The sequence below is a fragment of the Kaustia mangrovi genome, assembly GCF_015482775.1.
GTDB classification, from domain to species: domain Bacteria; phylum Pseudomonadota; class Alphaproteobacteria; order Rhizobiales; family Im1; genus Kaustia; species Kaustia mangrovi.
Map to the genome: position 1 here is coordinate 3,125,498 of NZ_CP058214.1, position 23,110 is coordinate 3,148,607.

Annotated in this window: 19 protein-coding genes; 6 read left to right on the forward strand and 13 right to left on the reverse strand. The window is 67.3% G+C overall.

What is annotated here, in order from left to right; translation table 11 throughout:
- The first annotated feature begins 23 nt into the window (after positions 1 to 23).
- The 5 genes from HW532_RS14510 to HW532_RS14530 all read left to right on the forward strand — a co-directional run bounded on the left by HW532_RS14510 (position 24) and on the right by HW532_RS14530 (position 6,306).
- Complete coding sequence (locus HW532_RS14510) at positions 24 to 1,616, forward strand: peptide ABC transporter substrate-binding protein (protein ID WP_213161149.1); 1,593 nt, start codon at positions 24 to 26, stop codon at positions 1,614 to 1,616.
- Between the two features lie 40 nt (positions 1,617 to 1,656).
- Complete coding sequence (gene oppB, locus HW532_RS14515) at positions 1,657 to 2,580, forward strand: oligopeptide ABC transporter permease OppB (RefSeq protein WP_213164590.1); 924 nt, start codon at positions 1,657 to 1,659, stop codon at positions 2,578 to 2,580.
- Between the two features lie 10 nt (positions 2,581 to 2,590).
- On the forward strand, positions 2,591 to 3,733 hold the full coding sequence (locus HW532_RS14520; RefSeq protein ID WP_246479117.1) for an ABC transporter permease subunit: 1,143 nt from the start codon (positions 2,591 to 2,593) through the stop codon (positions 3,731 to 3,733).
- 229 nt (positions 3,734 to 3,962) lie between these two features.
- Positions 3,963 to 5,624: an ABC transporter ATP-binding protein gene (locus HW532_RS14525; RefSeq protein WP_213161150.1), complete on the forward strand. Its 1,662-nt coding sequence runs from the start codon at positions 3,963 to 3,965 to the stop codon at positions 5,622 to 5,624.
- A gap of 13 nt (positions 5,625 to 5,637) precedes the next feature.
- Positions 5,638 to 6,306, forward strand: a complete 669-nt coding sequence (locus HW532_RS14530; protein WP_213164592.1) for an O-methyltransferase — start codon at positions 5,638 to 5,640, stop codon at positions 6,304 to 6,306.
- Between the two features lie 39 nt (positions 6,307 to 6,345).
- On the opposite strand, the gene HW532_RS14535 is transcribed toward HW532_RS14530, so the two are convergent.
- The 13 genes from HW532_RS14535 to HW532_RS14595 all read right to left on the reverse strand — a co-directional run bounded on the left by HW532_RS14535 (position 6,346) and on the right by HW532_RS14595 (position 20,023).
- On the reverse strand, positions 6,346 to 6,813 hold the full coding sequence (locus tag HW532_RS14535; protein ID WP_213161151.1) for a flavodoxin family protein: 468 nt from the start codon (positions 6,811 to 6,813) through the stop codon (positions 6,346 to 6,348).
- Positions 6,814 to 6,858: 45 nt separating this feature from the next.
- Positions 6,859 to 8,982, reverse strand: a complete 2,124-nt coding sequence (locus HW532_RS14540) for a lytic transglycosylase domain-containing protein (protein ID WP_213161152.1) — start codon at positions 8,980 to 8,982, stop codon at positions 6,859 to 6,861.
- 257 nt (positions 8,983 to 9,239) lie between these two features.
- Positions 9,240 to 9,398, reverse strand: coding sequence for a hypothetical protein (locus tag HW532_RS14545; RefSeq protein ID WP_213161153.1), 159 nt, complete (start codon positions 9,396 to 9,398; stop codon positions 9,240 to 9,242).
- Between the two features lie 31 nt (positions 9,399 to 9,429).
- Positions 9,430 to 9,786 (reverse strand): TraR/DksA family transcriptional regulator, encoded by a 357-nt coding sequence (locus tag HW532_RS14550; protein ID WP_213161154.1) that lies wholly within the window; start codon positions 9,784 to 9,786, stop codon positions 9,430 to 9,432.
- An 88-nt stretch (positions 9,787 to 9,874) separates the two neighbouring features.
- On the reverse strand, positions 9,875 to 10,204 hold the full coding sequence (locus tag HW532_RS14555; RefSeq protein ID WP_213161155.1) for a BA14K family protein: 330 nt from the start codon (positions 10,202 to 10,204) through the stop codon (positions 9,875 to 9,877).
- A 294-nt stretch (positions 10,205 to 10,498) separates the two neighbouring features.
- Complete coding sequence (gene leuA / locus HW532_RS14560) at positions 10,499 to 12,181, reverse strand: 2-isopropylmalate synthase (RefSeq protein WP_213161156.1); 1,683 nt, start codon at positions 12,179 to 12,181, stop codon at positions 10,499 to 10,501.
- A 544-nt stretch (positions 12,182 to 12,725) separates the two neighbouring features.
- Positions 12,726 to 14,714 carry a TRAP transporter permease gene (locus HW532_RS14565; protein WP_213161157.1) on the reverse strand — a complete coding sequence of 663 codons (1,989 nt, stop codon included), beginning with the start codon at positions 14,712 to 14,714 and terminating at the stop codon, positions 12,726 to 12,728.
- Between the two features lie 103 nt (positions 14,715 to 14,817).
- The gene (locus HW532_RS14570) at positions 14,818 to 15,855 is read right to left on the reverse strand and encodes a TAXI family TRAP transporter solute-binding subunit (RefSeq protein ID WP_213161158.1); all 1,038 of its coding nucleotides are present in this window, start codon (positions 15,853 to 15,855) and stop codon (positions 14,818 to 14,820) included.
- 166 nt (positions 15,856 to 16,021) lie between these two features.
- Complete coding sequence (locus HW532_RS14575; RefSeq protein WP_213161159.1) at positions 16,022 to 16,594, reverse strand: PqiC family protein; 573 nt, start codon at positions 16,592 to 16,594, stop codon at positions 16,022 to 16,024.
- A 2-nt stretch (positions 16,595 to 16,596) separates the two neighbouring features.
- Complete coding sequence (locus tag HW532_RS14580) at positions 16,597 to 17,589, reverse strand: MlaD family protein (protein WP_213161160.1); 993 nt, start codon at positions 17,587 to 17,589, stop codon at positions 16,597 to 16,599.
- Positions 17,586 to 18,371 (reverse strand): ABC transporter ATP-binding protein, encoded by a 786-nt coding sequence (locus HW532_RS14585; protein WP_213161161.1) that lies wholly within the window; start codon positions 18,369 to 18,371, stop codon positions 17,586 to 17,588. The genes HW532_RS14580 and HW532_RS14585 overlap by 4 nt, the downstream gene beginning before the upstream one ends.
- Before the next feature lie 5 nt (positions 18,372 to 18,376).
- A complete protein-coding gene (locus HW532_RS14590) occupies positions 18,377 to 19,513 on the reverse strand; it encodes an MlaE family ABC transporter permease (protein ID WP_213161162.1) in 1,137 nt (378 codons plus the stop codon).
- A 156-nt stretch (positions 19,514 to 19,669) separates the two neighbouring features.
- Positions 19,670 to 20,023: a DUF1491 family protein gene (locus HW532_RS14595; protein ID WP_213161163.1), complete on the reverse strand. Its 354-nt coding sequence runs from the start codon at positions 20,021 to 20,023 to the stop codon at positions 19,670 to 19,672.
- A 148-nt stretch (positions 20,024 to 20,171) separates the two neighbouring features.
- Here HW532_RS14595 and polA point away from each other — a divergent pair, with 148 nt between their 5' ends.
- Positions 20,172 to 23,084, forward strand: a complete 2,913-nt coding sequence (gene polA, locus HW532_RS14600) for a DNA polymerase I (protein ID WP_213161164.1) — start codon at positions 20,172 to 20,174, stop codon at positions 23,082 to 23,084.
- The last annotated feature ends 26 nt before the right edge of the window (positions 23,085 to 23,110 follow it).

The following is a 23,110-nucleotide window of genomic DNA, read 5'->3' on the forward strand; positions in this document are numbered from 1 at the left end:
ACACGACCAAGAGGGAGATAGCCATGACACCGGTACGATGGTTCTGCGGCGCGTTTCTCGCCGCGGCGATGACGCTTGCCCTGCCGGGTGCGCTTTCGGCGGAGATGGTCTACCACCGCGGCAATACGGGCGATCCCGAAACGCTCGACCAGCACAAGACCTCCACCATCTACGAGGCCAATATCCTGCGCGATCTCTATGAGGGGCTCGTGGCCTACAACGCCGCCGGAGAGATTATTCCCGGGGTGGCCGAAAGCTGGGACATGTCGGAGGATGGCACGGTCTACACCTTCCATCTTCGCGACGATGCCAGGTGGTCGAATGGCGAGCCGGTGACGGCGGAGGACTTCGTCTTCTCGCTGCGCCGGATCATGACGCCGGAGACGGGCGCGAAATACGCGACCATCCTCTATCCCATCAAGAATGCGGAGAAGATCAATACCGGCAAGCTCGAGCCCTCCGAGCTCGGCGTGACGGCGGTCGACGACAGGACGCTGGAGATCGCGCTGGAGGCGCCGACGCCCTATTTCATCGACCTGCTCGGCCACCAGACCGGGCTGCCGGTCTATCCCCCGGCGGTCAAGGAGCACGGCACCGATTTCGTGAAGCCCGGCAACATGGTCTCCAACGGACCTTTCATGCTGAAGGACGCGGTGCCGAACGCGCAGGTGACGCTGGCGAAGAACCCGAACTATCACGATGCGGAGAACGTCGCGATCGACAAGGTGATCTTCTATCCGACCGAGGATCGCGCCGCGGCGTTGAGGCGGTTCACCGCCGGCGAGCTCGACTCCAACAACGACGCGCCGGTCGACCAGGTGAAGTGGATGCGCGAGAATCTCGGCGACGAGTTCCGCGTCGCGCCCTATCTCGGCACCTACTACTACACGATCAAGACCGACAAGACGCCCTTCGACGATCCGCGCGTGCGCCGCGCGCTCTCCATGGCGATCGATCGGGAGTTCATCGCCGAGGAGATCTGGGGCGGCACCATGCTTCCCGGCTACAGCCTCGTGCCGCCGGGCATTCCGGGCTATGGCGAGCCGTCCTATGTCGACTACAAGGACGACTCCATCCTCGACCGCGAGGACGAGGCGGCAGCCCTTCTGAAGGAGGCGGGATTCGGGCCCGACAATCCGCTGAAGGTCGAGATCCGCTACAACACGTCGGAGAACCACAAGAAGACGGCGCTCGCCATCGCCGATATGTGGAAGCCGCTCGGCGTGGAGGTCTCGCTCGTGAACACCGATGTCGCGACCCACTACGCGCTGCTGCGCGACAAGGGCGATTACGACGTCGCGCGTGCGGGCTGGATCGGCGACTATGCGGACCCGCAGAACTTCCTGTTCCTGCTGGAAAGCAACAATCCGGGCTTCAATTACGCCAGCTATTCCAATGCGGAGTTCGACGCGCTGATGCGCAAGGCGGCGGCCGAGACCGACCCCGACAAGCGCAGCGAATACCTGCATGAGGCCGAGGCGATCTTCAACCGGGAGGAGCCCTATATCGCGATGCTCTATTACGGCTCGCTGAACCTCGTCTCCGACCGGCTGAAGGGCTGGAAGGACAATATCCTCAACATCCACCCGAGCCGCTGGATGTCCATCGAGGAGTGAGCGGGCGTGCGCGGCTAACGGAACAGAGAGGTCCGTGGCGATGGTGCACTATGTGATGCGCCGGCTTGCCGGGGCGATCGTGACGCTCTTCGTCATCGTCACGATCGCCTTCTTCCTGATCCGCGTCGCGCCGGGCGGCCCGTTCGACCGGGAGCGGCCGCTCGAGGCCAAGGTGCGCGCCAATCTGGAGGCCGCCTATCACCTCGACGAGCCGGTCTGGCGGCAATATGCCTATTATCTGGAAGGCCTCGTGCAGGGCGATCTCGGCCCGAGCTTCATCTATCGCGACTTCACCGTCGGCGAACTCTTCATGCAGGGGCTGCCGGTGTCGGTCGAGCTCGGCGGCTCCGCGCTCCTGCTCGCCTTCCTCGTCGGCACGGGGCTCGGCACCTTCGCGGCGCTGCGCCAGAACCGGCCGGGCGATTATTCGGTCATGACGCTCGCCGCCTTCGGCATCACGGTGCCGAACTTCGTCGTGGCACCGCTCCTGACCCTGCTCTTCGCCCTCTGGCTCGGCTGGCTGCCGGCGGGCGGCTGGGGCGGCGGGGCGCTCGCCAACAAGATCCTGCCCATCGTCTCGCTCGCCCTGCCGCAGGTGGCGATCATCGCCCGGCTGACCCGCGGATCGATGATCGAGGCCATGCGCTCCCACCACATCCGCACCGCGCGCGCCAACGGCCTGCCCGCCCGGGTGATCGTCTTCGTCCATGCCTTCCGCGGCGCGGTCCTGCCGGTCGTCTCCTATATGGGGCCGGCCGCGGCGGCGCTGCTCACCGGCTCGGTCGTGATCGAGACGATCTTCGGCATTCCGGGAATCGGGCGCTATTTCGTGCAGGGTGCGCTCAACCGCGACTATACGCTGGTCATGGGCACGGTGGTCGTGATTGCGGTCTTCGTGATCGTGTTCAACCTCCTCGTCGACCTGATCTATGCCGCGCTCGACCCGCGCGTGCGCTACGGATGAGGACAGGGCCATGACGACCGTTCCGGACATGGCAGACGAGACGGCGGCGGCGCCGGGCGCGGCGAGCGGGCGCTCGCTGTGGGGCTATGCCTGGCTCCGGCTCAAGAGGAACCGCGCGGCGGTGGCGAGCATCGCGGTGCTCGCCCTCGTCACGCTCGCCTGCATCGTGGGGCCGTGGCTCTCGCCGCACGGCTACGCCACGGTCTACCAGGACTATGTGAAGGTGCCGGCGAGCCTCGAGCCCTATCCGCGTGCCGACGCCATCGTGCCGGCGGTGGAGGAGGCGCTGAGGCGCGCCCGCGTCGAGGTCGATACGGTCGAGCTCGATGGCGGCACCGTGACGGTCGCGGTCACCTCGTCGCGCGAGATCGACCCGCGCATCACCCGCTATCTCGACCGCTCGGACCTGCTCTCCGGCGCGGAGGTGGCCGGGACGGGACCGGACGGCCGCTCCATGACGCTCACCGCCAATGTGGAGCGCGAATATTTCCTCTTCGGCACCGACGCCAACGGCCGCGATCTCATGACCCGCACGCTGATCGCCGGGCGCGTCTCGCTCGCCATCGGCCTTCTCGCCAGCATCGTCGCGCTCGTGATCGGGGTGACCTACGGTGCGGTCGCGGGCTATTTCGGCGGGCGGGTGGATAGCGTGATGATGCGCATCGTCGACGTGCTCTACTCGCTGCCCTTCATGTTCTTCGTCATTCTGCTGGTGGTGTTCTTCGGGCGCAACTTCATCTTGATGTTCATCGCCGTCGGCGCCATCGAGTGGCTCGACATGGCGCGCATCGTGCGCGGACAGACCATGATGCTCCGCCGCCAGGAATTCGTCGAGGCGGCGGAGGCGCTGGGCGTCGGCACGGGCGGCATACTCAGGCGCCATATCGTGCCCAATGTGCTCGGACCGGTGATCGTCTATGTCACGCTGCTCGTTCCGAAGGTCATCCTGCTGGAGAGCTTCCTGAGCTTCCTCGGGCTCGGCGTCCAGGAGCCCATGACGAGCTGGGGCGTGCTGATCTCGGAGGGCTCGCGCGCCATACGCGGCGCACCCTGGCTGCTCATCTACCCGTCCGTCTTCCTCACCGTCACGCTGTTCGCGCTGAACTTCCTCGGCGACGGCCTGCGCGACGCGCTCGACCCGAAGGACCGGTGATATGGCGATGGTCGCAATCCCGCCGCCGGAAACGCCAACCGGCGTCCCCCTCACCCTCCCATCGCTTGCGCGATGGGCCCCTCCCTCTCCCGCGAGGGGAGAGGGGATATGGATGCGGCTCGGATCGGAAGCCCTCTCCCCTCGCGGGAGAGGGGGGCGCCGAAGGCGCCGGGAGAGGGGGTGTGAGCCAGCCACAGGCCAACTCCGCAGTCTGCGAGGGGATTGAGGAATGCAGGACAGCGTCCTCGCCATTCGCGGGCTCGATGTCCGCTTCGACACCGCCGATGGCGAAGTCCATGCGGTGAGATCGGTCGATCTCGATGTCGGCGAGGGCGAGACGGTCGCGGTCGTCGGGGAATCGGGTTCCGGCAAGAGCCAGATCATGCTCGCCGCCATGGGGCTTCTCGCGGCCAACGGGCGGGTGTCGGGCTCCGTCGCCTTTCGCGGCACGGAGCTTCTGGGACTGTCCCAGCGCGCGCTCAACCGTTATCGCGGCACACGGCTCTCCATGATCTTCCAGGAGCCGATGACCTCGCTCGACCCGCTCTACCCCATCGGCCGGCAGGTCGCCGAGCCGCTCGTCCATCACGGGCGCATGTCGCGCGGCGCGGCCCGGGCGCGCGTACTGGAGCTGCTGGAGCTGGTGCGCCTGCCGGATCCCGGGCGCATGGTGCGGTCCTATCCCCACGAGCTTTCCGGCGGCCAGCGACAGCGCGTGATGATCGCCATGGCGCTCGCCAACGAGCCCGACATCCTGATCGCCGACGAGCCGACCACGGCGCTCGACGTGACCATACAGGCGGAAATCCTGGCGCTGCTCGCCGATCTCCAGGACCGGCTCGGCATGTCCATCGTGTTCATCACCCACGATCTCGGCATCGTGCGCGGCTTTGCCGACCGGGTCTATGTGATGTCCGGGGGCCGGGTGGTGGAAGAGGGCGGGACGCGCCGCATCTTCGAGGCCCCGCGCGAGAAATACACGAAGATGCTGCTCGCCGCGGAGCCGGAGGGCCGCAAGGCGCCGCCGCCCGCCGGAGCGCCGATCCTGCTGTCGGGCGAGAATATCCGCGTCACCTACACCCTCGGCGGCGGGCTGCTTGGCGGATCGGCAATGCAGGTCAGGGCGGTTGACGGTATCGGGGTCATGCTGCGCCAGGGCCAGACCATCGGCGTGGTGGGCGAGTCGGGCTCCGGCAAGTCGACGCTCGGCCGCGCGCTGCTCAGGCTTGTGCCGTCCCAGGGCCGGATCGTCTATGCCGGCCGCGACATACAGGGGCTCGACCGGAAGGGCATGCGTCCCCTGCGCCGCGAGATGCAGGTGGTCTTCCAGGATCCGTTCGGCTCGCTCAGCCCGCGCATGACGGTAGGCGAGATCGTCACGGAGGGGCTGCTCGTCCACGAGCCCTCGCTTGGCGCGAGGGAGCGGGCGGCGCGCGCGGCGCAGGCGCTGGAGGATGTCGAGCTCGACCCCGCCATGCGCAACCGCTACCCGCATGAGTTCTCCGGCGGCCAGCGCCAGCGGATCGCCATCGCCCGCGCCATGATCCTGAACCCCAGCCTCGTGGTGCTCGACGAGCCGACCTCCGCCCTCGACCGCTCTGTCCAGAAGCGCGTCGTCACGCTCCTGCGCGGGCTGCAGGAGACGCACGGCCTGTCCTATATCTTCATCAGCCACGACCTCGCCGTGGTGCGGGCCATGGCCGACCACGTGATCGTCATGCGGGCCGGCCACATTGTGGAGGAGGGAGGCGTGGAGGAGATTTTCGACCGCCCGCGTGAGGACTATACTCGCGCCGTCATCGCCGCGGCGCTCGATCCGGGCGCGGCGGGCCGGTCCCGCAAGGGCCGCGCCGGGCAGGGCGATCTCGGGCAGCCACTGCATATGGAGTGAAGGGAGAGAGCCCATAGCCGAGGCGGAGTGGACAGCCGTCGACCGCTACATCACCGATACGCTCGTACACCCCGACCCCGCGCTGGACGCGGCGTTGCGGGCGAGCGAGGAAGCCGGCCTTCCCGCCATCTCCGTGTCCGCCAACCAGGGCAAGCTCCTGCAGCTCATGGCGCGGATGCAGGGCGCGCGGAACATTCTGGAGATTGGTACGCTCGGCGGCTACAGCACGATCTGGCTCGCCCGGGCCCTGCCGCGCGGCGGCCGGCTCATCACGCTCGAATCGGAGCCGAAACATGCCGAGGTCGCCCGGGCCAACATCGCCCATGCGGGCCTTGCGGGCATCGTCGACCTCAGCCTCGGCCGCGCGCTCGATACGCTGCCCGTCCTGGAGGAGGAGGGCGCGGGACCGTTCGATTTCGTCTTCATCGATGCCGACAAGCCCAGCAATCCGGACTATTTCGCCTGGGCGCTCCGGCTTTCGCGGCCGGGCACCGTGATCGTCGTGGACAATGTGGTGCGGGCCGGCGCGGTAGCCGATCCCGACAGCAGCGATATCAGCGTCCGCGGCGTGCGCGAGCTCAATGCGCTGATGGCGGCCGAGCCGCGCGTGACGGCGACGGCCATCCAGACGGTCGGCTCCAAGGGCTATGACGGCTTCGCCGTCGCGCTCGTCACCGAGTGAGGCGCGGGGCGCAGGGCCGATACGTGAGGGACGGCGGCCTCAGATCACGCCCGCATCGAGGCTGGCGGCGACATAGAGGCCGAGTTCCTCGCATTGCCCGATGAATTCCTCGCGGAACTCGCCGCGGCAGACGAGCGGGTCGCGGACCGCCTTCCAGCGGAGCCCCGTGACGATGGTCTCCACCGCCCGGCGCGTGCCCGTGCCGTCATGGCCGGCGCGGATATAGAGTGCGTAGGGAAGCCCCTGCGTCTTCTCCAGGCAGGGATAGTAGCAGCGGTCGAAGAAGTCCTTCAGCGCGCCGCTCATATAGCCGAGATTCTCCGTCGTCCCGAGGATGACGGCATCGGCCGCCTGCACGTCGGCGGGACCCGCCTCGAACGGCGTGCGCACCGTGAGCTCGACCGTCTCGATATCCTCGTGCGAGGCGCCGCGCACCACCGCGTCGCACAGGGATTGCGTGTTCGGCGAGGGCACATGGGCCACGATCAGGAGCTGCTTGGTCGTCATGCGGTAAGAGGATAAGGCGCCGCGCCGCCGCCGTCACGGGGGCGGTCAGTTGAAGGCGTATTGACGCCCGGGTGCGGTGCAGCTCGTCGCGGTGTGGAGCGTTCCGCCGAGGCTTGCCTCGCGCGTGTTCTCCTGCGTGATGCCGAGGCGTGCCCGGTAGACATGGAGGTTCTCCATGACGCGCTTCACGTAGTTGCGCGTCTCGTTATAGGGAATGGCCTCGATCCAGTCGACGAGCGCGATCTCGCTTCGGCGGGGATCGCCATAGTCCTTCAGCCATTCGCGCACCCGCCCGGGCCCCGCATTGTAGCCGGCGAGCGCCATCGGATAGGAGCCGTCGAACCCCGCGACGAGCTCGTGCAGCAGGGCCGCGCCGAGCGTCACGTTGTAGACCGGGTCCGACACGAGCCGGGAGGAGCTGTAGCGCTTCTTGTAGATGCGCGACAGGCTCTTCGCCGTATTGGGCATGATCTGCATCAGGCCGCGTGCGCCGGCATGGCTGACGGCGGTCGGGTTGAACTCGCTCTCCTGGCGGATGACGCTGTAGATCAGCGCCTCTTCGGTTGGCGGAGTGAGCACCTCGTAGTCGAGCTCGGTCACGGGATAGGCGAGCCCGCGCACATCCATCGGCGTATGCGCGGAGGCCTTGGCGACGCGCAGTGCGACATGGGGGTGCGTCATCTCCATGGCGATCATGGTGGCCGCCGCGCGCTCCACGCTCGTCTGCAGGCGGTCCGCGGCGGCGAGCAGGAAGCTGCGCAGATGCTTGCCGCCGCCGGCCCGGTCGATGAGGAGCGCGGCATGCACGAGCTCGTCGCGGTGGACGCGGTCGAGCACGCTTTGCGGCACCGGGCGGTCGCAGGCCAGCGAGGCGGGCACGGGATCGAGACCCAGGCGCTGGCGCGCGAGTTGGCCGTAGAAGGTGCCGCTCAGCCGGCCCGCGGCGCGGAAATGCTTGCGTGCGATATGGAGCAGGTCGAGGCTCGCATAGGCGCGTCCCAGCCAGTATTCGGCCTGCGCCACATTGAGCGGCACGTCGTCGCCGGCGCGCAGCGTGAGGAAATGGCCGAGCGCGCGGCGCGGCTGATGGAGGAATCTGAGGGCGATCCAGCCCGCGAGGAACTCGCCCTGCACGAAGGACAGCCCGTCCGAATGGCCATGGGCGCGCGCCAGCTCGTAGGCGTCCTGCCAGGCCTCCCTGTTCGAACGCTTGAGCGCGTCGCGCAGCAATACGCGGCGCTCGTCCCACCAGACGTCCAGACCTTCCGCGCTCTCGCCCATGGTCTGCGTGGCGAGCGCGATCTCGCGCGCCTTCGGATAGTCGTCCTTCAGCCGGTAATAGCGCGTCAGCGCATATCGGGCGATGGAGCGTGTCTTCATCGTCTCCGGCAGGGCTTCATGGAGTTTGAGGCCTTGGTCCGCCCCGCCGGCAAGTGCCAGCACCGCGCGGGCGAACGCGACCTCGTCCTCCGGCAGGCGTTTGGCCTGTCTCAGCGCGCCGGCCTTGTCGCGCGCATAGAGGCGGTTGGAGAGGCGGGCCGCCTGGTCCTCCTCGGTCAGCGTGTCGGAGAACGACTCCAGAACGGCCTTCTCGATATCCGCGTCGAGCCGGGCATGGCGCCACACCGTCACGATCTGCGCGCGGGCGCGTGCATGCTCGCCGGTCGCCTCGTAGGCGCGAGCCAGCGCGATCCGCCCCGTGGCCGCGATCGGCGGGTAGGCGGCGAAATGGGCGATCACCTCCTCCGGCGGCTTGCGGGCGAAATAGAGAATGCTCTCCATCCGCCGGAGCAGCGCGTCGGTGCGCGGCCAGTACCCCTTGGTGTCCACGAAGCGCGAGATGGCGGGCAGCGCATCGGAGCCCGTGGAATTGAGCACGCCGACCCAGTCGATCAGCGTGTCGACGACAGGGTCGCGGGCCGTCGTGGCGAGGTCGCGGGCCCGTGTCAGGCGGGTGTCGAGCGCCGCCCTGACGGCCTCCACCTGCGCCTCCTCGGGCGTGTATTCCCATCGCCCGGCCATGGCGGCGGGGTCGGCCTCGCCCCTCAGATCGGCCGGAGCGGCGGTCATGGCCGGCGCCGGGCCCGCCAGCATCAGCGACAGTCCCGCCAGGACGATCGCCCTGGCGCCGGTTGTGCATTGCCTGCGAAGAATCCGCCTGATTGCCATGGCCCCTGAACCGGAAACATCTCGCCCGGCCCGATGCGCGGGGGCGCATCGTCCAGTGCCGGACATCCTGTTCGTTTTGCCGCCCGCCCTCTTGGGACAGGCAGTCCTCTCATCCCCCGACGATCTGCAACGATCACGTCAGATGCTTAATTTAGTGTGAAATCTTAACACTCTTGCAGCGCCTGCTCCACGGGTGTGCGGCAATGCCGCGCCGATATGGGGCCGCTTGGGTCTTTCGGACTGCCGGCGAGGCCGGCTCAGTCCGGGCGAAGCGAGATGGTGACGACCAGGACCGCGAGGCCGAACAGGGCGAGTTTCCAGGCATCGCGCCGGTATCTGAGCCCCGGCCAGCCCAACGGCTTGATGATCTGGATCACGGCGAGGCCGGCGAGGAACAGCATCAGGATCTTTGCCATGGGGAGCCGCCTTCCTGCCGGCTTTGCGCGCTCAGCGCTCGTTGAGACGTGTGCAGTGGATGCATTGTGCCGCCGTCGGGTCGACATCGAGACGGCCGGCCGCGATGGCCTCGCCGCAGGTCTCGCAATAGCCGTACTCGCCGTCGGCGATTCGCGACAGGGCCTTGCGCAGCTTGTGGATGCGGGCCTGCCGGCGCCGCTCGGCAGCCATCGCCATCGCCTGGACCTGCATGGCATCCATACGCGAAAGCCGGCCGACGCTCTGCTGATCGAGCGCGACCGGCTGGCGGTCGGCGGATCCCGCCTCGCTTTCGGCCTCCAGGCCGGCGAGCTCCGCCTCTATGCGCGGCTTGTATTTGCGCGCGGGGTCTGCGTCGTCATGGACCATGATCCATCAATGCCATGACGACGCGTCATGTCAATTCATGCCGGTTGCGCGACGGGGGCGGCGGCGGACCGGCCCCCGCGCTCAAGCGTCAGTACGGGCTGTTGCAGCGGTGACGATAGCCGTCATAGCCCATATAGGTGTCGGTGCGCGGATCGTAGGAGCGATAGCGCTCGGCGCACCAGCGCACATGATCGCTCGTCTGTCCGCTCGGCGTCGTCGCCGCGCCGATGATCGCACCGCCGGCCGCGCCGGCCAGCGCGCCGATGACCGGGTTGCCTCCGGCCGCAGCGGTAATGCCGGCAGCGGTGCCCGCGCCGAGCGCGCCGCCCGTCAGGGCCCGTTCGCCAGGCGTCGTGCCGCATGCCGCAAGCGTGCCCGCCATGGCCATAACGATGCCCAAAGCCGCAATAGTTTTCATACGCATAAGCGTTCTCCTCGGTTCCCGGCCCCCTTCGCCGTATAATCGGACGGCCAGTTTTGCATAACGGCCCCATCCCGACCAGCGGATTCTGCCCGGAATTGCGGGCTCGCGGCAGCCTCTCTTGGGCACGCGGATCGAGCCCGGATAAGACGAAGGAAAACGAGCTTCGGCTGAACAGACGGAGCATGAGCGCATGGTCGCGCGTCGTGCGCCGGCCGGAAACGGGCCCGGCATTCCGGACAGCCGCGGGGGTGGCGTCCGGGATGCCGGGCGGACCCGGTCAGGCAGGGATCAGTCGCCCCGGCTGACCACATTCGCGGCGTTGAGCACGGCCTTGACGGACGCGGTCGCCACATCCGCGTCGATGCCGACGCCGAAGACGGTGTGGCCGTCGCTCGTACGGCATTCCACATAGGCGGCAGCCTGCGCGTCGGTGCCCTGGCGCAGGGCGTGCTCGTGATAGTCCACGACCTCGAGATCGAGCCCGAAATTCTCCCGCAGAGCGGCGAGCGCGCCCGAGATGAGGCCGTTGCCGCTGCCGGAGATCGTCCGCTCCTCGCCGTCGACGCGGATCCGGCCCTTGAAGAGCCGGGCATGGCCGGGCTTGCGGGCGCCGGAATCGGAATAGTCGATCAGCGAGAAGCGCTGGGGTTCGTCGAGGCAGTAGGTCGTCTGGAACGCGTTCCAGATGCCTTCCGCGGTGAGCTCCTTGCTGGTCTCGTCGGTGATCGACTGCACCTTGCGGCTGAAGTCGACCTGCAGGCGGCGCGGCAGCTTCAGCCCCTTGTCCTGCTGGAGGATCCAGGCGACGCCGCCCTTGCCGGACTGGCTGTTCACGCGGATGACCGCCTCGTAGGAGCGCCCGAGATCGGCCGGGTCGAGCGGCAGATAGGGCACGTCCCATATATCGTCGTTGCGCTTCTCGCGCGCCGCGAACCCCTTGTTGATCGCATCCTGATGCGAGCCGGAGAACGCGGTGAAGACGAGATCGCCGGCATAGGGGTGGCGCGGATGGACGGGGATCTGGTTGCAGTATTCCACCGTCGAGACGACGTCGCGCATGTCGGAGAAGTCGAGGCCCGGCGCGATGCCCTGCGAATAGAGATTGAGCGCCAGCGTCACCAGATCGACATTGCCGGTGCGCTCGCCATTGCCGAACAGGCAGCCCTCCACGCGGTCGGCGCCGGCCATGACGGCGAGCTCGGCGGCCGCGATGCCGGTGCCGCGGTCATTGTGCGGATGGACGCTGATGATGACCGAATCGCGCCGGGCGAGATTGCGGCAGAACCACTCGATCTGGTCGGCATAGATATTCGGCGTTGCGCCCTCGACGGTCGCGGGCAGGTTCAGGATCACCGGATGCTCCGGCGTCGGCTGCCAGACATCGAGCACCGCCTCGCAGATCTCCAGCGCGAACTCCGGCTCGGTGAAGGAGAAGGTCTCCGGCGAGTATTCGAAGGTCCACTCCGTCTGCGGCCGCTTCGCGCTCTCCTCTGCCATCTGGCGCGCGCCCTTCACCGCGAGCGACACGATATCGGCCTTCTCCATGCCGAAGACGACGCGGCGGAAGACGGGCGAGGTGGCGTTGTAGAGATGGACGATGGCCTTGCCGGCGCCGTCGACCGCCTCGAAGGTCCGCGTGATGAGGTCCTCGCGCGACTGGGTGAGCACCTGGACGCTCACATCCGACGGGATGAGCTTCTCGTCGATGAGCTGGCGGACGAAGTCGAAATCGGTCTGGGAGGCGGAGGGGAAGCCGACCTCGATCTCCTTGAAGCCGGTCTTCAGGAGCAGGTTGAAGAAGCGCAGCTTCTTCTCCACCGTCATGGGATCGATCAGCGCCTGGTTGCCGTCGCGCAGATCGACCGAGCACCAGTGCGGTGCGGCTTCGATACGCTTGGACGGCCAGGTGCGGTCGGGCAGGTCCACCGGCGGGGTGAACGGTCGGTACTTGGTCTCTGGATTGGTCAACATCGGTCTTTGCGACTTTCGCGTCTTGCTTGGCATTCGGGCTTCGGGGTCGGCGACCCCGGGATGAATACGGCAAAGCTACGGCCGCCGGGCAGCCGTCAGTCCCGGCGACCGCGGCGAAGTCGCGCAAGCGCGCCCGCTGGCGCACGAGCCTCGCGCATGACGGCGCGGCACAAAACCTGACTGGATACCGGATGACTGCTCATGACTGCTACTGCCCGTTGACAGACCCTTGAACGACGCAAACGCGAACCCCGCCTCCCTCAGGAGGTCGGGCTAAGAAGTCGAAGGGCGATGTCAACCGTGATCGTCATGATGGCGGCAAGGTGCACGAGATGCACGTATCTGTCAATGTCGCCGCTGTTCGTCGCTCTCCCGGGGCATTCCCGGATGCCCGCCTGCGCGGGCATGAGCGGTTAGGAGGGCATAAAAGTCTCGTTTTCTCCTCCGCTCGCTCCCGCGAAGGCGGCAGCCCGGGGCGAATTGCAGTGAGTTTGACGCGGATGTGCGTCAAGCCGAATGCAATCGCCTCCAGGTTTCGCAGACATCACTTCCCCTCCGGCACCTCCTCCAGGCCAGGCACGATGCGGTGGAAGCGATGGAGGCCCCAGGCGACGAGGCCGGCGACTGCGACCGCGACAATGCCGGCGATCCGGTAGTCCGGATAGAAGATCACCACACCGCACAGGCTCGCGAGCGCCGTGCGCAGGGCGATGTCCGCCGGCCGGTTCTCGTGGAGATGCGCCTGGAAGGCGAGGCTCAGGCCCACCGTGCCGGTCAGCACGAGAAGGAAGGCGGGAAGCTGGCTCCATCCGGGCACCGTCACCAGATCGGGGCGGGTGAAGATGGCGGCCATCATCACCATGAGCGGCATGCACAGGATGAGGGCGGAGAACATGGTGCGCATGAAGGACGCGTTGGCGATACGCGATGTGACCGCCGCCACGACCGATGTCGGCGGCGAGAGCTCGCCGAACACCGCCACGAAGAAGGCGAAGAAATGGACGACCCAGGGGTCGAGCCCTGCGCGGATCATGAACGGGGCGATGACGACGGCGGTCACGATGTAGGTCGGCGAGACGGGAAGCCCCATGCCGACCAGATAGCCGAAACCGAAGGCGACCAGCGCCATGGCGAGCATGTTGATCCCCGCGCCCTCCATGAGCAGAACGCCGACCTTGGTGGGCACGCCGGTAATGGTGAAGGTCGCCGTCAGGATGCCGAGGGTGGCCAGCAGGATCGTGAGGCCCGCGGTGATCGTGGCGAAGGATTCCACCAGGTCGAGGAACGGCCGCACGAGCTTCTTCAGGCTGAATTCGCGCTGCCATGCCATCCGGGCGAGGAACATCACGGTGAGGATCGCCAGCAGGATCATGAAGACGGAGTGGGCCGAGGCCATGGCCGGCCGCCGCGCGACGCCCATGTAGTAGATGAGCCCGACGACGGAGAGCAGATAGGCGACAATGTTGAGCTTGTCGGCGAGCGTCATCGGCTCGACATCGGGCACTACCGCGCGGCGATGGTATTTGGTGGCGAGCAGGTAGACCGCGAAGGCGACGCCGACGAAATAGATGATGGCGGGCGCGAAGCCGCGCGCGACGACCTCGAAATAGCTCTGGCCGAGATATTCCGCCATGAGGAAGGCGGCGATGCCCATCAGCGGCGGCATGAGCTGGCCGCCGAGCGAGGAGGCCGTTTCCACCGCCGCGGCGGTCGCGCGCGGGAAACCCGCCTTGACCAGAACGGGGATGGTGGCGGAGCCGGTGGTCGCCGCATTGGCCGCGCCCGACCCGCTCACCGCCGCGACGCCGAAGGAGCCGACCACGGCGGCCTGCGGCAGGAGGCGCGGCGAGCGCTTGGCGATATGCGAGGAGCCGGTGAGGATCGACTCGATGCAACCGAAGGCCCTGAGCGCGGCGAGCACCAGGATGAAGGAGCCGACGAGCGTGAGGGCGAGCTGCGACAGCCGCTCGAAGATGCCGGTCGACATCTCCACGCTGACTGCGCTCAGGACGCGCGTCCACGGCATGCCGGGATGGTTGAAGAGCCCGGGCACCACGTAGCCGTAGACGGTATAGAGGATGAGCGCGACATTGAGCACGAAGAGGATGAAGTAGCGCCGGCGCGTATATTCCAGCACCAGCGCCGCCATGAGGCCGCCGACCGCGAGGTCGTGGGCGTTCCACACCCCGATCCGGTAGATGCGGATATTGTCGAATTCCGACACGAGGTAGTAGGCGGCATAGGCGCAAAACGCGATATAGGCGAGCGCGACGAGATGCGGACCCACCGTGCCGAGGCGCGGATAGAACCGGCCGGAGCGCAGATCCTCCAGCACCACGATCACCATGCTCATGGGCACCGCCGTCACCGCCAGCAGCGAGGGGCCGCCCGCACCGGTCATGTAGTAGCGGAACAGATAGGCGAAATAGGCGATCGAGACGGCATAGAAGGCGATCGTGGCGACAAGCTGCAGCCGGCGGGCGAGCGGCGTGGCCGGGACCTCTGTGCCGTCGGTGGTGGCGGTTTCCGTCATCCGGTCCTCGATATCGGGTGGCCAGAACGCATCCGGGCCGCTCCCGTCACATCCGGAAGCGGCCCGATCGCTGGATCATGTCATGGGGAACAACGCCCGTGCCCTACTGCGCGATGCGATCGTTCCACTCCTCGTTCCAGGCATCGTTCTCGCGCAGGAAGCGTGCAAGGCCCGGATGGATCAGCGCGGCCGTGCCGGCCGCCTCGATGCCGCGCACCTGCATCTCGACCATATTGTCGGCGATCTGCGAGAAGGCCGCGTCGGCCTCGGCGAGCTCGGCGGCATTGTCCTTGATCGTGTTCAGCATCCGGTAGACGTCGTCCTCCGGCACGTTGAGCCCGACATGGAAGCCGTAGAAGAAGGGCACGAGCTTGGCGGTGTCGACGCCGATATCGCTGTCGAAGGCGCCCTTGTCGACATCGACGACCGCGATGCCGGCGTCCTTCAGCTTCTTAAGCTCCTCCTCGTTCGGGTTGAGCACGGAGACGTCCGTGGCGAGCATCGCCTCGGTGACCCAGGGCGACGGTGTGCGCTGGCCGGCCGTGTAGACGATGAAGCCGTCGATGGTGCCCTCCTGCAGGGCGGACCCGGCCAGGCCCTTGTCGAGCTCGATATACTCATGCTCGACGCCGGCCACCTTCATGGCGCGCTCGAGTGCTGCGCGCGTGTCCCACGGCGCCGGGCCCGTGAAGACCGGCTTGCCCGACAGGTCGCTCCAGCCCTTGTACTCCCCGGCGTCGTCGGCGCGGACGCCGAGACCCACCTCGAGCGTATAGGCCCAGAAGGACTGGACGAGTGGCTCGTCGACCTGCTCCTTGAAGCCGACATAGCGCCCGGTGTCGTCCTCGATCTCGTGGAAGGCCACATCGGCGCCGTAATAGCCGTCGAACTGGCCGGCGGCGAAGCCGCGCAGGCTGGCCGCCGCGCCCGGTGTCGGCAGGACGGTGATGTCATAGCCGTCGAACTTGTCGTTGAGCATCGTCGACAGCGCCACGAGCGCGCGATGGCCCGACGAGCCGGTCGACGAGGTTGCCCAGCGCAGCTGCTTGGCGTCCTGAGCCTGGGCGGGTCCGGTATCGGCCAGCGCGACCGTACCGAGCGCCGCGAGGCCTGCCACGGCTGAAACGAACAGATGCCGCATTGTCTTGAAACCTCCCCTGTGGATTGTTCCTGAAGCCTTGAAGACCGGCAGGTGCCGGATGATCGGTTCCTGCCCCAAGGATAGCGGTGCCCGCCCGCCATGGCCAGAGCCCGACGGGGGGTCTGTCCGCGCATCGTGAAAACGCGGCCGCGACCGCGGGGTTCGCCTAGCTGGAGCGGCGGGCGCGCCTGGGAATGGAGCTCACGACGCGGCGCGCCAGCTCCTGGCCGGCCACTTCCATGGCCGCGATATTGCCGTTGGGGCCTTGCGCGACCGGCTGGTAGATCGTGTCCCCGCCACGCGCGACCACGGTCTCGCGGTCGTTGGCATCGACCACCCGCCAGCGTGCGGACAGGACGACGGTTCCGCCGGATGTCGGCTCGAAGCGGTCGACATCGACGAGCACGTCGTAGTCGGCCCGGTCGACGGTGGCGAAGCCCGCCGCCGCGGCGCGCGCGCGGATGAGGCGGGTGAGCGCGGCCGACGGCTTCTCCGCCCATTTCGCGTTCGGCGCCGCCTTGAGGCTGAACTCCGACGTCCTGATCAGCACGTCGTAGGTATCGAGATATTCCGGCGCCGAGACGGTCGGAATGTTGACCGCCACCCTGGAGCGGGCGGATCCGCCCGGCGCGATGCCGTCGCCGGTCATGACGACGAGCTCCGCCGGCGGTTTCTGCAGGCAGGCCGTCATAAGGCCGCCGAGTAGAAGAATGAAGCCGAATTTCCCAACCCAAGCCATCATCACTGGCTCCCCAGTAGCAGAGCGTTCGGATTGCGCTCGATCTCGCGCGCGAAGGACCGCAGCGACGAGGCGGCAGCCGACAGGTCGCGCAGCCCCGATTCGAGGTCGGTGCGCACATTGCCGCGCGGTGCGACGAGCTGGTTCACATTGGCCGCGATCTTGTCCAGATTCGCCGCCGTCGCCTCGATCTTGACGGCGGCCTCCTCCGCCGTCGTCAGCACCTTGCCAAGCTGATCGCCGCGCGCGGACACCTGATCGCGGGTCACGTTCGCCAGCGACCTGAGGTCCTTGAGCGTGAGCTTCAGCTCGCCGCTCAGCTGCTTGACAGTACCCTCCAGGGACTCCACGAGGCGATTGGCATCGTCCGTCGTGGTAACCACGCTGTTACTGATGCGCACGATTTCCTTGTTGGCTGTGTTGGCGAGCCTGTCCACCGCCTGCAGCACGCGCTTGGCGGTGGCGAGCGTCTGGCCGATACCGAGCTCGGAGACCTGCTCCTTGAGCTGGTCGAGGGCGGATTTCTCCGAGGGGATGCGGGCGAGGCCGTCCACCCATGGATCCTTGATCGGTCCCGCCTTCGCCGTGAAGTCCAGCTCGACCATCAGCCGGCCGGTCACGAAGCTCTGGGTCTGGAGCTGGGCGCGCATGCCGCGCTGGACGAGTTCCTCGATATCGGGCGTCTCGCGCTGGCCCTGCGCGTCGGTCACGATCATGTCCGCCGTCTTGATCTCGATATAGACGGGGATGCGCGCGGTATGGGTCGTGGAGTCGACCTCCAGCGCGATCCGCTGGACGGAGCCCACCGTGACGCCCTGGAAGGCGACCGGCGCGCCCACCTGCAGGCCGGAGATCGATGTGTCGAAATAGATGACCGCCCGCTCCTTTCCGGAGAACAGGTCGATGCCGCCGAAGAGCACGATGCCCAGGGCGAGGAGGAAGCCGCCGCCCAGGATGAACGACCCGATGGCGACGGCGGCACGGTTCTTCTTCATGATGCGCTCACCACGGTCTCCGTCCTGTCGGGTTCGCGCCGGTTGAGGAAGGCGCGCACGAAAGCGTTGTCGCTGTGGTCGCGAAGTGTCTTGGGGTCGCCATGGGCGATGGCCGTCTTGGCCGTCGCGTCGAGAAAGACACAGTCGTCGGCAATCGCAAAGATGCTCTCCAGCTCGTGCGTGACCATCACGACCGTCACGCCGAGAAGATCGCGCAGCTGCAGGATCAGATCGTCCAGCCTGCGCGAGGAAATCGGATCGAGACCGGCGGACGGCTCATCAAGAAAGAGGATTTCCGGATCGAAGGCAAGCGCGCGGGCCAGTCCCGCCCGCTTGCGCATGCCGCCGGAGATCTCCGATGGCATGAGGTGGCCGCTGCCGTCGAGCCCCACCAGCGACAGCTTGAAGGCGGTAAGGTCGGCGATGGTGGCGGCCGAATAGGAGGAATAGAGCTCGAGCGGCAGCGCGACGTTCTGCGATACCGTCATGGAGCTCCACAGCGCGCCGCCCTGGAACAGCACCCCGAACTGCCGCAGGAGCCGGTCGCGCTGATCCTCGGTCAGCTTGTAGAAGTCCCGGTCGCCATAGAGGATGCGCCCGGCCGCCGGCTCGATGAGCCCGATCATGTGCTTCAGGAGCGTGCTCTTGCCGCAGCCCGAGCCGCCCATGATCACGAAGATCGAGCCGGAGGAGACAGTGAAGCTCACATCCTTCTGCACGACCTTGTCGCCAAACGCCATGGTGAGGGCTTCGACGGTGATGCGGGGCTCGGTCTCGGCCATCTCTCTCACAATCCCAGAGCGTTGGTGCAGACCGCGAAGACGGCGTCGAGCACGATGATACCGACGATGCAGACCACCACCGCCGAGGTTGCCGCACGGCCGACCTCGGCAGCGCTACGCCCGGCGCGCAGTCCGATATGGCACCCCGTGATGCCGATGAGCGCGCCGAAGAACACGCTCTTGATGCCGCCGATCACGAACTGCTTGGGCGCGATCGCGAGCATGGTCTCGTCGAGATAGCCGAGCGCGGTGAGGTCGGAGGAGGCGACGGCGATGACCATGCCGCCCAGTATGCCCACAGCGCATCCGTAGATATAGAGGAGCGGCATCATGAGGATAAGCGCGTTGACGCGCGGCACCACCAGATGCTCCACCGGCGACACGCCGAGCGTTTCCAGCGCGTCGATCTCCTCGTTGCCCTGCATGGTGGCGAGATTGGCCGCGAAGGCCGCGCCGGTGCGGCCCGCCATGACGATGGCGGTCATGATGGCGGCCATCTCGCGCGCCATGGCGATGCCCACCAGGTCGGCCAGATAGATCTGGGCGCCGAACTGCTCCAGCTGGATGAGGCCGACAAAGGCGAGAATGCCGCCGACGAGGAAGTTGACCACCGAGACGATGGTGAGCGCGGAGGCGCCGACCTCGTGGAGCGAGTTGACGAAATCGACGCCGCGGGCCTTGCCGGACGGCCTCAGGGCGGCAAGGGTGGCCAGCACCACCTCGCCCACCATGGCGACGACCTTGTAGGCGGCCGCCGCCTCGGCGAAGGCCCACAGTCCGGTGCGCGTGACGATGCCCTCGCGCCTGTGTCCGCTTCCCCCGGCCGCGGGGGTGCGATGGGAAACGTCGAGCATGCGCTGGACGCCGTCCGGCATGTTCTGGAGCTGCAGGGTGAGGCCCATGGCCTCGCATTCGACCTTGAGGCCGGACAGGAAGGCGGGAAGCACGCCGGTCCATGCCTTGACGTCGCCGCCCGTGACGGTCACGAGCGCGCCGGATCCCGCGCGCTTGAGAAGGCCGGTCATCGCCGTGCTCGAAGGCAATGCCGCGTCGTCGAGCCAGTCGCCCTTCAGGCGCAGGGTCGGTCCCTGCTGGCCCTGCTCAATATCGACATAGGCCTCTGTGGCGGCCTTGGCTCCCATCGGCGCGGTCCCCGATCCCGGCAATCAGCACTGTTCCGGGACGCCCTCCACACGCATTGCGAAAGGCCCCCCTGTCTTCTCTAATCAATATCCCGCCCACGGCGCAACCGATTTAAGAATTGCAACCCCTGGTTGGTTTCGCTCTGGGTGGCGGGTTCAGTCGATAATGCCGTCGAGCCGGTAGAGGCCTTTCGGGTCCTCGATCTCGAGAATCCAGAGATCGCTGTCCCGGCTCGCCTGCCGGGCGAGATAGGCGTCCGCCTCCGCCTCCGTGACCGGCTCGCCGCCGAGTGCCTGCATCCAGCCGCGCTCGCCCTCCATGGTCACCATCGGCGTGTAGACGAGGCAGTCCTCGCGCCCGCGCCAGATCTTCACGAGGATCGATCCGGCGTCCGGGTCGCCGCGCTTCGACACGACGGCGGGGATGGCGGCGGTGCTGCACAAGCGGACCTGCGCCTGGACCCACAGGCTCGATCTCAGGCGCGGCGGCGGGCTGAAGTCATCGCTCATGGAGCGACTTGTGGCCGATCCCGCGAACGGGATCAAGCGGCTCCGCGACCGGGGCCGGACTCGTGCATCTTCTCGCCGGGGTAAGCGGTGTGCTTTATCTCGAACTTGGACCTAGCCCCCGGGGCGGACGTGTGGCATCGTCCAGCCCATGAACGACAAGGCATCCTCTGCGCCGCGTCCCCTGACGGCGGGCGACCGGCTCTATCTGATCGACGGCTCGGGATATATCTTCCGGGCCTATCACGCATTGCCGGCCCTGACCCGCAAGTCGGACGGCCTTCCCGTTGGCGCCGTTCACGGCTTCTGCGGCATGCTGATCAAGCTGCTGCGCGATGCCAGCAACGGCGAGAAACCGACCCATCTGGCGGTGATCTTCGACCATTCGGCGGAGACCTTCCGCAATGCGATCTATCCCGAATACAAGGCGCAGAGGCCGGAGCCGCCGGAGGACCTCATTCCCCAGTTCGGCCTGATCCGCGAGGCGGTGCGCGCCTTCAACGTGGCCTGTGTCGACCAGGAGGGCTATGAGGCCGACGACCTGATCGCGACCTATGCGCGCCAGGCCCGCGAGGCCGGCGCGGAGGTTCATATCATCTCCTCCGACAAGGACCTCATGCAGCTCGTCCGCCCCGGCGTGACCATGCTCGACACCATGAAGGACAAGACGATCGGCGAGGCGGAGGTCCTTGAGAAATTCGGCGTGCCGCCGGAGAAGGTCATCGACGTCCAGGCGCTGGCAGGCGATTCGGTCGACAATGTGCCGGGCATTCCCGGCATCGGCGTGAAGACCGGCGCGCAGCTCATCACCGAATATGGCGATCTGGAGACCCTGCTGTCCCGCGCCGGCGAGATCAAGCAAACCAAGCGGCGCGAGAAGCTGATCGAGTTCGCCGACCAGGCGCGCATCTCGCGCGAGCTCGTGACCCTCAAGGACGACGTGCCGGTCGAGGAGCCGGTGGAGGACTTCGCCGTGCGCGAGCCCGATCCCGGCGCGGTCGTCGGCTTCCTGAAGGCGATGGAGTTCACGACGCTGACGCGCCGTGTCGCCTCCGATCTGGAGGCCGATGCGGAGGCCATCGAACCGGTCCCCGTCGCGGTGGAGGGCTGGGAGGCGCCTGCCGCGGACGGTGGCGGGGCGGCGGCCGCGGCCGCCGGCGACGGCGCGGCGACGCCCGGAATGCGTGCGGCCGCCGCGGCGGACGCTGTCAGGGCGGTGGCCATCGACCCGTCGGCCTACGAGACCGTCACCACGCTCGACCGGCTCGATGCCTGGATCGCGCAGGCGCGGGAACACGGCGTCGTCGCGGTCGATACCGAGACGACCTCGCTTCTGGCGATGAGCGCCGATCTGGTCGGCATATCGCTCGCGCTCGAGCCGGGCCGGGCCTGCTATATCCCGGTCGGCCACCGTGCCTCGGACGGCTTCGACTTCGACGGCGACGGCATTGCCCAGCTCGACCGGGCGGAGGTCGTCGAGCGCCTCAAGCCCATGATGGAGGACCCGTCCGTTCTCAAGGTCGGCCAGAACTTCAAGTATGACTGGCTGATCTTCATCCGGCAGGGCATATGCCCCGCACCCGTCGACGACACCATGCTCATCTCCTACGCGCTCGATTCGGGCCGGGGCGGACACGGCATGGACGAGCTCTCCGAGCGCCATCTCGGCCACAAGCCGATCCCCTTCAAGGAGATCGCGGGCTCGGGGCGCCAGCAGGTGACCTTCGATCTCGTGCCTGTCGACAAGGCGACCGCCTATGCCGCGGAGGACGCGGACGTCACGCTCAGGCTCTGGCTCGCGCTCAAGCCGCGGCTGGCCGCGGAGGGCAAGACCGCGGTCTACGAGACACTTGAGCGGCCCATGGTGGCCGTGCTCGGCGAGATGGAGCGTGCCGGCGTCCAGGTCGACCGCAATGTGCTCTCGCGCCTGTCGCACGACTTCGCGCAGGGCATGGCGCGACTCGAGGCGGAGATCCACGAGCTCGCCGGCGAGAGCTTCAATGTCGGTTCGCCCAAGCAGCTCGGCGAGATCCTGTTCGGCAAGATGGGGCTGGAGGGCGGCCGGAAGACCAAGACGGGCGCCTGGGGCACCGGCGCCGATGTCCTGGAGACGCTCGCGGCGCAGGGCCACGATTTGCCCCTGAAGGTGCTCGAATGGCGCCAGCTCTCCAAGCTCAAGAGCACCTATACGGACGCGCTCCCCGGCTATATCGACGGGGAGGAGCGGGTGCACACCTCCTATTCGCTGGCGGCCACCAGCACGGGCCGGCTGTCCTCGTCGGAACCCAATCTGCAGAACATTCCGGTGCGCACCGAGGCCGGCCGCAAGATCCGCACCGCCTTCGTCGCGCCCAGGGGCGCCAAGCTCGTCAGCGCCGACTACAGCCAGATCGAGTTGCGCGTGCTCGCCCACATGGCCGATATCCCCGAGCTCAAGCAGGCCTTCGCCGACGGGCTCGACATCCACGCCATGACGGCATCGGAGATCTTCTCCGTGCCCATCGAGGGCATGGACCCGATGGTGCGCCGGCGCGCCAAGGCGATCAATTTCGGCATCATCTATGGCATCTCCGCCTTCGGGCTCGCCAATCAGCTCTCCATCCCGCGCGAGGAGGCTGCGGATTACATCAAGCGCTATTTCGAGCGCTTTCCCGGCATCCGCGACTATATGGAAGGCACGAAGGCCTTCTGCCGCGAGCACGGCTATGTGGAGACGCTGTTCGGCCGGCGCTGCCACTTCCCGAACATCAACGTCAAGCACCCGTCGGAACGCGCCTTCAACGAGCGCGCCGCGATCAACGCGCCGATCCAGGGCACGGCCGCCGATATCATCCGCCGCGCCATGATCCGCATGGCCGATGCGCTGGAGGAGGCGAAGCTGAAGGCGCGCATGCTGCTTCAGGTGCATGACGAGCTCATCTTCGAGGCGGTGGACGAGGAGGTGGACCGCACCATCGAGACCGCCGTCACGATCATGGAGCGTGCCGCCGAGCCCGCCATGACGCTGAAGGTCCCCCTGAAGGTCGACGCCCGCGCGGCGGAGAACTGGGAAGAGGCGCACTAGTTAAGGTCGTTCGATCTGAGACATTT

Bases quoted from the DNA above. Each gene is read 5' to 3' on its own strand.
- HW532_RS14510 (WP_213161149.1), top strand. From the start codon at position 24: ATGACACCGGTACGATGGTTCTGCGGCGCGTTTCTCGCCGCGGCGATG.
- oppB (WP_213164590.1), top strand. From the start codon at position 1,657: ATGGTGCACTATGTGATGCGCCGGCTTGCCGGGGCGATCGTGACGCTC.
- HW532_RS14520 (WP_246479117.1), top strand. From the start codon at position 2,591: ATGACGACCGTTCCGGACATGGCAGACGAGACGGCGGCGGCGCCGGGC.
- HW532_RS14525 (WP_213161150.1), top strand. From the start codon at position 3,963: ATGCAGGACAGCGTCCTCGCCATTCGCGGGCTCGATGTCCGCTTCGAC.
- HW532_RS14535 (WP_213161151.1), bottom strand. From the start codon at position 6,813: ATGACGACCAAGCAGCTCCTGATCGTGGCCCATGTGCCCTCGCCGAAC.
- HW532_RS14540 (WP_213161152.1), bottom strand. From the start codon at position 8,982: ATGGCAATCAGGCGGATTCTTCGCAGGCAATGCACAACCGGCGCCAGG.
- HW532_RS14545 (WP_213161153.1), bottom strand. From the start codon at position 9,398: ATGGCAAAGATCCTGATGCTGTTCCTCGCCGGCCTCGCCGTGATCCAG.
- HW532_RS14550 (WP_213161154.1), bottom strand. From the start codon at position 9,786: ATGGTCCATGACGACGCAGACCCCGCGCGCAAATACAAGCCGCGCATA.
- HW532_RS14555 (WP_213161155.1), bottom strand. From the start codon at position 10,204: ATGAAAACTATTGCGGCTTTGGGCATCGTTATGGCCATGGCGGGCACG.
- leuA (WP_213161156.1), bottom strand. From the start codon at position 12,181: ATGTTGACCAATCCAGAGACCAAGTACCGACCGTTCACCCCGCCGGTG.
- HW532_RS14565 (WP_213161157.1), bottom strand. From the start codon at position 14,714: ATGACGGAAACCGCCACCACCGACGGCACAGAGGTCCCGGCCACGCCG.
- HW532_RS14570 (WP_213161158.1), bottom strand. From the start codon at position 15,855: ATGCGGCATCTGTTCGTTTCAGCCGTGGCAGGCCTCGCGGCGCTCGGT.
- HW532_RS14575 (WP_213161159.1), bottom strand. From the start codon at position 16,594: ATGGCTTGGGTTGGGAAATTCGGCTTCATTCTTCTACTCGGCGGCCTT.
- HW532_RS14580 (WP_213161160.1), bottom strand. From the start codon at position 17,589: ATGAAGAAGAACCGTGCCGCCGTCGCCATCGGGTCGTTCATCCTGGGC.
- HW532_RS14585 (WP_213161161.1), bottom strand. From the start codon at position 18,371: ATGGCCGAGACCGAGCCCCGCATCACCGTCGAAGCCCTCACCATGGCG.
- HW532_RS14590 (WP_213161162.1), bottom strand. From the start codon at position 19,513: ATGGGAGCCAAGGCCGCCACAGAGGCCTATGTCGATATTGAGCAGGGC.
- HW532_RS14595 (WP_213161163.1), bottom strand. From the start codon at position 20,023: ATGAGCGATGACTTCAGCCCGCCGCCGCGCCTGAGATCGAGCCTGTGG.
- polA (WP_213161164.1), top strand. From the start codon at position 20,172: ATGAACGACAAGGCATCCTCTGCGCCGCGTCCCCTGACGGCGGGCGAC.